Annotated in this window: 9 protein-coding genes and 1 pseudogene; all 10 read left to right on the top strand. The window is 62.7% G+C overall.

Annotated features, from left to right (window positions below):
- Positions 1 to 65: 65 nt before the first annotated feature.
- Positions 66 to 815 carry a 16S rRNA pseudouridine(516) synthase gene (locus tag ACDELDRAFT_RS14805; protein WP_005798216.1) on the top strand — a complete coding sequence of 250 codons (750 nt, stop codon included), beginning with the start codon at positions 66 to 68 and terminating at the stop codon, positions 813 to 815.
- Between the two features lie 180 nt (positions 816 to 995).
- Entirely contained in the window at positions 996 to 1,943 is a 948-nt protein-coding gene (locus ACDELDRAFT_RS14810; RefSeq protein WP_232504782.1) for a YncE family protein, read from the top strand.
- A gap of 4 nt (positions 1,944 to 1,947) precedes the next feature.
- Positions 1,948 to 2,760, top strand: coding sequence for a polysaccharide deacetylase family protein (locus ACDELDRAFT_RS14815; protein ID WP_005798218.1), 813 nt, complete (start codon positions 1,948 to 1,950; stop codon positions 2,758 to 2,760).
- A 67-nt stretch (positions 2,761 to 2,827) separates the two neighbouring features.
- Positions 2,828 to 3,853, top strand: coding sequence for a sterol desaturase family protein (locus tag ACDELDRAFT_RS14820; protein WP_040329375.1), 1,026 nt, complete (start codon positions 2,828 to 2,830; stop codon positions 3,851 to 3,853).
- Positions 3,854 to 4,014: 161 nt separating this feature from the next.
- Positions 4,015 to 4,923, top strand: a complete 909-nt coding sequence (locus ACDELDRAFT_RS14825) for an EI24 domain-containing protein (RefSeq protein ID WP_005798220.1) — start codon at positions 4,015 to 4,017, stop codon at positions 4,921 to 4,923.
- A gap of 4 nt (positions 4,924 to 4,927) precedes the next feature.
- Positions 4,928 to 5,749 carry a competence/damage-inducible protein A gene (locus ACDELDRAFT_RS14830; protein ID WP_005798221.1) on the top strand — a complete coding sequence of 274 codons (822 nt, stop codon included), beginning with the start codon at positions 4,928 to 4,930 and terminating at the stop codon, positions 5,747 to 5,749.
- A 169-nt stretch (positions 5,750 to 5,918) separates the two neighbouring features.
- Positions 5,919 to 7,333: pseudogene (gene glnA / locus ACDELDRAFT_RS14835) on the top strand (type I glutamate--ammonia ligase).
- Between the two features lie 218 nt (positions 7,334 to 7,551).
- On the top strand, positions 7,552 to 8,055 hold the full coding sequence (locus ACDELDRAFT_RS14840; RefSeq protein ID WP_005798224.1) for a hypothetical protein: 504 nt from the start codon (positions 7,552 to 7,554) through the stop codon (positions 8,053 to 8,055).
- Positions 8,056 to 8,123: 68 nt separating this feature from the next.
- Positions 8,124 to 9,146, top strand: coding sequence for a nitrogen regulation protein NR(II) (glnL, locus tag ACDELDRAFT_RS14845; protein WP_005798226.1), 1,023 nt, complete (start codon positions 8,124 to 8,126; stop codon positions 9,144 to 9,146).
- Positions 9,147 to 9,186: 40 nt separating this feature from the next.
- Positions 9,187 to 10,381: nitrogen regulation protein NR(I) (gene ntrC, locus ACDELDRAFT_RS14850; RefSeq protein WP_005798227.1), on the top strand; the 1,195-nt coding region annotated here is incomplete at its 3' end.

Genomic DNA, 10,381 nt, shown 5'->3' on the forward strand with positions numbered 1-10,381 from the left:
ACGCGCAAAAAGCGCAGATACCAGACTTCCCTCTGCTTGAGAGCGTCCTCTTGGATACACCGGCAATGCAACTTCAAGATATTCTGTATTCGCAAGGGTTCGGTACTCGACGTGTTTGTGCCGGCTTGGTCCAGCAGGGCTGGGTCGAAACCGCCAGTGGCGACCCTGATGCCGCTTTTAGTGCGTGCACCGAGGCTTCTGCTGAGTTCGATGTTGATGACCTGCGTTTGAAAGTTCAAGGTGTGCTCTGGCCCTACCATGCCAAAGCCTACATCATGTTGCACAAACCGGCAGGTACAGAATGCTCGCAAAAACCATCGACTTATCCGAGCATCTACACCTTGCTGCCGGCCCCGCTGCGCCAGCGCCCGTGCAAGGGGGCGATTCAGGGAGTTCAAGCGGTCGGACGGCTCGACCAGGACACCACAGGCCTCTTGCTGTTGAGTGACGATGGGCAGTTCATCCATCGGATGAGTTCTCCCAAGAAACACGTTCCCAAGGTATACCAAGTGACGACCAAGCATCCGGTGGACGAGCGCCAAATCGCCGCTCTGCTGGCAGGGGTGGTGTTGGATGATGACCCCAAACCGGTGCGGGCGGCGGCCTGTTCTGTGGTGGACAGCCATCGACTTTCGCTGACCCTGACGGAGGGCAAATACCACCAGGTCAAGAGAATGCTGGCCGCGGTAGGCAACCGCGTAGAGGCATTGCATCGGTCGAGGATAGGCACGCTCGACCTGCCCGCCGACCTCGCACCCGGACAGTGGTTGTGGTTGTCCGACGCGGACCTTCATAAACTCACCCCGGCGTCCTGAGACCAGCGGTTGGGTGGAGCTTTCCCGTTCGGGTAATCCTGCTCGCGTGCGCTTGACCAGCGGTTCGCATCTTGTTGCCAACACGTCAGTGGCACGCGGGGCATGGGGCGCTAAACTCCCTGTCTGCTTTGAAAGTGGTGTTTCGTGAAGATTTCAATTCCTGCGCGCTTTGGCGCGGCACTGGCCTGGTTTGCTCTGTCCATTGGAAATGCGGCCCCTTCGGCCCCCCCGGTTTTCGTCCTCAATTCGCTGGAGGCCAACGTCAGTGTGATCGATCCGGTGGCGTGGACGGAAACCATGCGCATCCCTACGGGAAAAGAGCCGCACCACCTTTATCTCACTCCGGATGAGAAATCGCTGATTGTCGCGAACGCGCTGGGTGACACCTTGACTTTTCTAAACCCGCGTACGGCCGAAGTCCAGCGAACCGTGCGGGGTATCGTCGATCCCTACCACCTGCGCTTCACTCCCGACATGAAGTGGCTTATCACTGCGGCGAACCGGCTCAACCATGTGGATTTCTATCGCTGGGACGGGAAGGAGCCCACGCTGGTGCAGCGGGTTGCCACCTCCCGCACGCCCAGCCACATGTGGATAGACAGCCGCAGTGCAACGGTCTATGTGACGATGCAGGACAGCGACGAACTCGTCGCCATGGACATTGCGACGCAAACCATCAAATGGCGGACAAAGACGGGGGTCATGCCCGCAGACGTGTATGGCAGTGGAGATGATCGACGGCTGTTCATCGGCCTGACAGGGGGTGACGGCGTCGAGGTGTTCGATATTTCGGGGCGTGAGCCGCGCAGCATCAAGAAAATTCCCACTGGGAACGGTGCCCATGCGTTTCGGGCTGCGGGAGACGGTCGCCACCTCTACGTCAGCAACCGGGTGGCCAACACCATCAGCAAGATCGATATGACCACCCAGGAAGTGGTGGCGAACTACCCCGTGCCCGGTGGACCCGACTGCATGGACGTGTCCGCCGATGGCCGCTGGATCTACGTGAGCTCGCGTTGGGCGCGCAAGCTTTCGGTGGTGGACACCCAGGCCGGCAAGGTGGTGCGGCAAGTGGCCGTCGGGAAGTCGCCCCACGGCGTATGGACGCTGCAGCACGCACCGCGGTGACCGAATGACCGGGGGTCTAACGCGCGCCATACGTGGAGCGGCGGTTGCTTCTATATTGATAGCTGCTTGCGTTTTCAATATAAGCGCCGCAACCGAAAACGACTGCGAAAAACCTCTGTACCTCACCTTCGACACGGGCCACATGGAGGTGGCCCCGCTGATCGCCGAAGTGTTGCGGCGCCAGCAGGTACGGGTTACCTTTTTTGCAGCGCACGAGCCTACCCGCCAGGGCGATGGCAGCCTGGGGGCGTACTGGTCGGGTTGGTGGCGCGCACGGGGTGCCGAAGGCCATGCCTTTGCTTCACATACGTGGAATCATGTGTACTGGCGTGGCGACCTGGGGACTGCCGATGCCCCCGCGTTTCGTGTGCGGCCGTCGGCAGGGCCGCGCCAAGGCCAGGAGTTCACCATGGTGGCCCGAGACTATTGCGATGAGCTTGCCCACGCGGCCGCCCGCTTGCAGACGCTCACGGGGCAAAAGCCATTGCCCCTTTTTCGGGCGCCCGGTGGCAAGACTTCACCGCAGTTGCTGGCAAGCGCTAAATCCTGCGGATTCACCCATGTGGGCTGGGCTACTGCCGGGTTCCTGGGCGACGAACTGCCCAGCGAGAAATTCAGCAACGAAGCCCTGCTGCGCAAGGCCCTGCACAGCATTCGCAGCGGCGACATTTTGATGGCACACCTGGGGATCTGGTCGCGCAAGGATGCGTGGGCGCCTGCCGTGCTCGAGCCGCTGATCGTCGGCTTGAAGGCGCAGGGGTTTTGTTTTCGCACCCTGCGCGATCATCCTGATTACGCAGCGGGGCCCTCGCGATGAGTGACGGCGTAGGTCGTTGCCCAACACGCTTACTCCTGATTCAAGACACCGACAGAGGGACGACATGATGGATTGGTGGGCGGACACATTCAATGCAGCGCAGCAGTGGCTGTTCGAGTCCACTTTGCAGCCCCTGCTGTTTGCGCTGGGATTGGGCAACCTGCTCGAGAACGGGTATGTGGCCACGGGCTGGCTGTTGGTGGGTTTGCTGCAGCTTGTCGTGATCGTGCTGGTGTTCGGGCCTTTGCAGTATTGGCGCCCTGTCGAGCCCATCACCGACCGTGCCACCGTGCGCACCGACGTGCTCTACACCCTGCTGCACCGACTGGGTTTGTTCCGGGTGGCGCTTTTCTTTGCGATTGACCCGTTGTCCGACCGGTTTTTTGGTGCGTTGCGAGTGGCGGGAATCAGCACGTTCCAGCTCGATGGCATCTGGCCCGGTGTCACGGATATCCCCTGGGTCAGCTTGCTGGTGTATCTGGTGGTTTTTGATTTCGTGGATTACTGGATCCACCGGGGCCAGCACCATTTCGAATGGTGGTGGCGTCTGCATTCTCTGCACCACGCGCAGCGCCAGATGACGATGTGGAGTGACAACCGCAACCACCTGCTGGACGACATCCTGCGGGATTCGCTTCTGGTCGTCGTGGCGCAAGCCATCGGCGTTGCTCCCGGCCAGTTCATCGCCATCGTGGCGATCACGCAGTTGAGTGAGAGCTTCCAGCACGCCAACGTGCGTATCTGGTTTGGCCGCTGGGGAGAGCGCCTGTGGATCAGTCCCCGGTTCCATCGGCGGCACCACAGCATAGGTTTTGGTCACGAAACCTTGCCTTCGGCGGCGCCGGGCGGTGGTGCGCAAACGGATTTACCGCCTTTGCTCGAGCGCAAGTCCGTGCTGGGTGGGCATAACTTTGGCGTGCTGTTGCCGTGGTGGGACATGGTTTTCGGCACTGCAGACTTCACCCTGCGCTACGACCCCACGGGCGTGCGGGACCAGGTGGAGCCTGATGCGCAAGGACATGTCCGGGACTACGGCCATGGATTTTGGTCGCAGCAATGGCAGGGGGTGTTGCGGCTGATGGGGAAGGCTTGACACGCTGGCGCTTGCGCGCCGACTTGCGCACGCCGGCGAAGAGGGCGGCCCTCGTTGGGGCAGAGCGGTTGCTCGCCCACGGATAGTTGCCAAGCAGTGGGCATCGGCGCTGCGTCTTGCGGACAACGTTCAGATCAAAGCCGTGCACCGCGCCAAGGGGTATGCTCGCTGGCATGGGACTTCTGGCGGACTCTTTTTGGCGCGCGGCAGTGTATTGCCTGCGCCCGCGCGTGATCCTGTTGTCGGTCGCGCCGCTGCTGCTGATCGGGGTGCTGGGCGCAATATTGGGCTATTTCTACTGGGACGGCGCTGTCGCGGGCATGCGGGCGCTGCTGGGAGCTTCCTCGCTGCTGGTTTCCTTCCAGGGCTGGCTGCAGGCCTGGGGCGCGGGCGACCTCACCGCGGCGATGGCGCCGTTGGCCGTGGTTGTGGTGGCCACCCCGGTGCTGGTGATGTTCGCTCTGCTGGTGGTTTCTCTTCTGATGACGCCTGCGCTGGTGTCACTGGTCGCACAGCGCCGGTTCCCGCTCCTTGAACGCAAGAAGGGCGCGGCTTTCTGGGCCAGTGCTCTGTGGTCCCTCGGGTCGACTGTCCTTGCGGTGATGGCGCTCGTAGTGTCGGTGCCCTTGTGGCTGGTGCCGCCCCTCGTGCTGGTGCTACCGCCCCTGATCTGGGGCTGGCTGACTTACCGGGTCATGGCGTTCGACGTGCTGGCCGAACACGCCAGCAAGGACGAGCGGCGCGAACTCTTGCTTCGGCACCGGGGGCGCCTGCTTGCGATGGGGGTGCTGACCGGCTACATGGGTGCTGCACCCAGCCTTGTCTGGGCATCGGGGGTGGTTTTTGCCGCATTCTTCTTTGTCCTGGTGCCCCTGGCCATCTGGATCTACACGCTGGTCTTTGCCTTCTCGTCGCTGTGGTTTGCCCACTACTGCCTGGCTGCGCTGGAGCAGCTGCGCTCGAAACGCGGCGTGCAGCAGCCCCCCCGTGCGGTGGTGGACAATCAGCGCAGCGCTGTCACTACGGACGGCCCAGGCCAAGGCCCTGGTGCCCCTTCTTCGGAGAAATAAAGCCATGAGTTCACAGTTCGGCCTGATCATCGTTGGCGACGAGATCCTTTCCGGCAAGCGGGTAGACAAGCACATGCCCAAGGTGATCGACCTCTTGGCTGCACGGGGCCTGGCGTTGTCGTATGCGGACTACGTGGGGGATGATCCCGCGCGCATCACCGCCACGCTGCGCCGAGCCTTCTCGTCTGGGGATGTGGTGTTTTCATGCGGCGGCATTGGTGCCACGCCCGATGACCACACCCGCCAGTGCGCCGCGCGAGCTCTGGGTGCCGAACTGGCGTTGCATCCTGAAGCCGAGGCGCTGATCCGGGAGCGCATGCAGGACACGGCACGCGAGCAGGGCGTGCCTTATGAGGCGGACCGGCCGGACAACGTGCACCGCCTCAACATGGGAGTGTTTCCCGTGGGGGCCCGCATCATCCCCAATCCGTACAACAAGATTCCGGGGTTCAGCTGCGATGGTGCAGCCGGTGGTGCAGTGCACTTCGTGCCGGGCTTTCCGGTCATGGCTTGGCCCATGATCGAGTGGGTGCTGGACCGGTACTACGCGCACCTGTTCAACAAGGCTCCGCAGACAGAGCAGTCGGTTATTGTGTACGGCGCCCTCGAAGCCGTGCTCACGCCGCTGATGGAACGCATCGAACAGCAGCATCCGGCCATACGGGTGTTCAGTCTGCCCAGCGTCGATCATCCACAATACGGGCGCCACATAGAATTGGGCGTGAAAGGTCCGGCGGCGGATGTTCCGGCGGCGTGGAAAGACCTTCAGGCAGGATTGCACCGTGTTGGTGCAAATTGCGGCCCCGAAATGGTGCGAAATCTATAACCAGATCATCCGGGAGTGTGCCTGCACTGTTTTGGTGATGACTGGGTGGAAACGTCATGGTCCATGCAGTGGGCGCTCCTTGCGAGTGCGGGTGGCGCACCTGCCTGGCACGCAAACTGCTTTTTGTTCGGCATATTTTTTTAACAAGCGCTTTACCCAGGAGAACCTGATGGCCAAGACCGTTGCAGACGTGATGAAGCTGGTGAAGGAAAACGAAGTCAAATTCGTGGACTTCCGCTTTACCGATACCCGTGGCAAGCAGCACCACACCACGGTGCCCGTCTCGCATTTCGACGAAGACAAATTCATCTCGGGCCACGCTTTCGACGGCTCGTCGATCGCAGGCTGGAAGGGCATTGAAGCCTCCGACATGCAGCTGATTCCTGACCCGAACTCGGCCAACATCGACCCGTTCTTCGAAGAAACGACGCTGATCCTGACCTGCGACGTGATCGAGCCCAGCGACGGCAAGGCCTACGACCGCGATCCCCGCTCCGTGGCCAAGCGCGCCGAAGCCTACCTGAAGGCCTCCGGCCTCGGCGACACCGCTTTCTTCGGTCCTGAACCCGAGTTCTTCATTTTCGACGGCGTGCGCTGGAGCACCGAACCCAATAACACCTTCTACGAAATCGAAGAGTACGAAGCACCCTGGAACACCGGTGCCAAGCTCGAAGGCGGCAACCGCGGCCACCGTCCCACGGTCAAGGGCGGTTACTTCCCCGTGCCCCCGGTCGACAGCACGCAAGACATGCGCGCTGAAATGTCCCTGATTCTCGAATCCCTGGGCATTCCGGTCGAAGTGTTCCACCACGAAGTGGCGGGCGCTGGCCAGAACGAAATCGGCACCAAGTTCAGCACGCTGGTTGAGCGCGCCGACTGGACCATGCTGCAGAAGTACGTGATCCACAACGTGGCCAATGCCTACGGCAAGACCGCCACCTTCATGCCCAAGCCCTACCACGGCGACAACGGCAGCGGCATGCACGTGCACCAGTCCGTGTGGAAGGATGGCAAGAACCTGTTCGCTGGCGACGGCTATGCCGGCCTGAGCGATTTCGCCCTGTACTACATCGGCGGCATCATCAAGCACGCCCGCGCCCTGAACGCCATCACCAACCCTGGCACCAACAGCTACAAGCGCCTGGTGCCTCACTTCGAAGCACCGGTGAAGCTGGCCTACTCGGCCAAGAACCGCTCGGCTTCGATTCGCATCCCCTACGTCGCCAACCCCAAGGGTCGCCGTGTGGAAGCCCGCTTCCCCGATCCACTGATGAACCCCTACCTGGGTTTCGCGGCTCTGCTGATGGCTGGCCTGGACGGTGTGGAAAACAAGATCCATCCCGGCGAAGCCGCCACGAGGACCTGTACCACCTGCCGCCCGAGGAAGACAAGCTGGTGCCTACCGTCTGCCACAGCCTCGACCAGGCGCTGGAAGCTCTCGACAAGGACCGCGGCTTCCTGACCAAGGGCGGCGTGTTCTCGGACAGCATGATCGACGCCTACATCGACCTGAAGATGGGCGAAGTCACGCGCTTTCGCATGTCGGTCCATCCGGTCGAGTACGACATGTACTACTCGCTGTAATTGCCTGCCCGCAGGCCATTGCAACCAAGGCGGCGCGAGCCGCCTTTTTTCATGGGCGGGCGCGTGCGCATGGGCAGTTCAGGAACCAAGCCACCAGCGCGGCATCTTCATACAAAAGGCGACAAAGCCCGTGAAGGCTGCCATTGCCGAATTGGCGATGCGCTGCGATTGGGGGATACTCAACTGCGCCCCTGCATCAGCATGTGCGAGGAATCCGAATGAAACAAACGCTCACCACCCTGATAGTCATCGCCGCCCTGGCCCCCGCCGCCTGGGCGCAAGACCGTATCTACCGCTGCGGCAACGAATACACCAACAACGCCAGCCAGGCCAAGGAACGAGGCTGCAAACTGGTCGAAGGCGGCAACGTCACCGTGGTGCAGGGCTCGCGTCCCAACGCATCGGCAGCGGCCGCGCCCGGCGCCAATGCCACCTCGCCGGCCGGTGCACCGCGCGTGGACAGCAATGACCAGCGTGCCCGCGATGCGGATGCGCGCGCCATTCTTGAGGCTGAGCTGCGCAAGGCTGAAGCGCGCCATGCTGAACTGGTGAAGGAATACAACAACGGCGCGCCCGAGCGCAACGCCCTGGATCTGCGCAATCCGCAGCGCTACATGGAGCGCACGGCTGAACTCAAGGCCAGCTTGGCGCGCAGCGAAAGTGATCTCGCCGGCATCCGGCGCGAACTGGGCCGACTGGCGCCTGCCGCTGCCGCGAAATAAGCCGAAAGCCGCACCCTGTGCTTGAGCCTTCCTCCGTTGAAACAGAGCGTTTTCATTCGCTGGACTTGATGTCCACCCTCGTCGCGGTACTGCAGCCGGACGGGGCCGTGCAGTTTGCGAACGCGGCACTTGAAAATACGCTGGGCCTTTCGCGCCGCACCCTTGAAGGCGCCGATTTCTCCACGTTCTTTACCGACCCTGCGCTTCTCCAGACGGCCCTCGCCGGTGCCCGGGGCCAGGATTTCGCCGCGCTGCGCTACGAGGCCAGCCTCAAGCGCCTGCACCAGGACCCCGTGCCCGTGCATGTGAACGTGGCCAATGCGGAGCAGGTGGGCGAGATCCTAGTAGAGCTGTGGCCGCTGGAGCAGCAGGCCCGCCAAGACCGTGAGGAGAGGCTGCGCGACCAGGCCCAGGCCAACAAGGAATTGATCCGCAACCTGGCCCACGAGATCAAGAACCCGCTGGGCGGCATCCGCGGCGCTGCACAGCTGCTGGAGATGGAGCTCGACAGCCGTGAGCTCTCGGAATACACGCAGGTCATCATCCATGAGGCCGACCGACTGCAAAGCCTGGTGGACCGGCTGCTGGCACCGCACCGCCATCCGCACCTGGTAGGCGACGTCAACATCCATGAGGTGTGCGAGCGCGTGCGCTCCCTGGTGCTGGTGGAGCACCCGCAGGGTCTCAAGGTGCAGCGCGACTACGACACGTCGATTCCCGAGTTCCGGGGCGACCGAGCGCAGCTTATCCAGGCGGTGCTGAACATCGTGCAGAACGCGGCACAGGCGTTGGCCGAGCGCATTGCCGCGGGCGACGCCGTGATCACGTTGCGTACCCGGGTTGCCCGGCAGGTAACGTTTGGTCGCCAGCGCTATCGGCTGGCACTGGAATTGCATGTCATCGACAACGGACCGGGCGTGCCCGATGCCATCAAGGAGCGGATTTTCTACCCGCTGGTGTCGGGACGGGACGGCGGATCGGGGCTGGGGCTTACGTTGGCACAAACCTTCGTGCAGCGCCACCACGGGTTGATCGAATGCGACAGCGTGCCGGGTCGCACCGACTTCCGGATCCTCATCCCCTTGCCCTGAGGTCCCCGACATGCAACCACAGCGAAGGTAAGAAAAACATATGAAGCCGATCTGGATAGTAGATGACGACCCCTCGATCCGCTTCGTCCTGGAAAAGGCGCTGGCCCGTGAAAACCTGCCCACGCGCAGCTTCACCCACCCCCGCGAGGTGCTTGATGCGCTGGCCGACATCACAGCGGGTGACCCCGCCCGGCAGGGCCCGCAAGTATTGGTAAGCGACATCCGCATGCCCGGCGGTTCGGGCCTGCAATTGCTGGAGAAGGTGCGCGAACTCCAGCCCGGCCTGCCCGTCATCATCATGACGGCCTATTCCGACCTCGACAGCGCCGTCTCGGCCTTTCAGCGCGGGGCGTTTGAATACCTGCCCAAGCCATTCGATCTGCCCAAGGCCGTGGAGCTGATCCGCCGCGCGGTCGACGAAAGCCAGCGCGAAGAAGTCACCGAAGAACGCCAGGCCGCCACCCCCGAAATGCTGGGCCAGGCGCCCGCCATGCAGGACGTGTTCCGCGCCATCGGCCGGCTCAGCCAAAGCCAGGTCACGGTGTTGATCACGGGTGAATCGGGTTCTGGCAAGGAATTGGTGGCGCGTGCGCTGCACAAGCATTCGCCCTGCGCGGATGGCCCGTTCGTGGCCATCAACACGGCGGCCATCCCCAAGGACCTGCTCGAATCCGAACTCTTCGGCCATGAGCGTGGCGCCTTTACCGGCGCGCAGACGCAGCGGCGCGGTCGCTTCGAGCAGGCCGAGGGCGGTACTTTGTTTCTGGATGAAATCGGCGACATGCCGTTCGATCTGCAGACACGCCTGCTGCGCGTGCTGTCGGACGGCCAGTTCTACCGCGTGGGCGGCCACGCGGCCGTGAAGGCCCATGTGCGTGTGATCGCCGCCACCCACCAGGACCTCGAAAGGCGCGTCAAGGAAGGCGGCTTTCGCGAAGACCTGTTCCACCGCCTCAACGTCATCCGCCTGCGCCTGCCCGCGCTGCGTGAGCGGCATGAAGACGTGCCCATGCTCACCCGCCACTTTCTGCAGCAAAGTGCGCGGCAGCTCGGTGTGGAGCCCAAGCGCATTGCCGAGTCGGCGCTCGCCCGGCTGGAGCAGTTCTCGTTTCCGGGCAATGTGCGCCAACTGGAGAACATTTGCCATTGGCTCACCGTGATGGCGCCAGCCCAGGTGATTTCGGTGCAGGACTTGCCCCCCGGAAGTGCTGGAGGCACCGGTCTACCACCCGCCC

Source organism: Acidovorax delafieldii 2AN, from assembly GCF_000175235.1.
GTDB lineage: Bacteria > Pseudomonadota > Gammaproteobacteria > Burkholderiales > Burkholderiaceae_C > Acidovorax > Acidovorax delafieldii_B.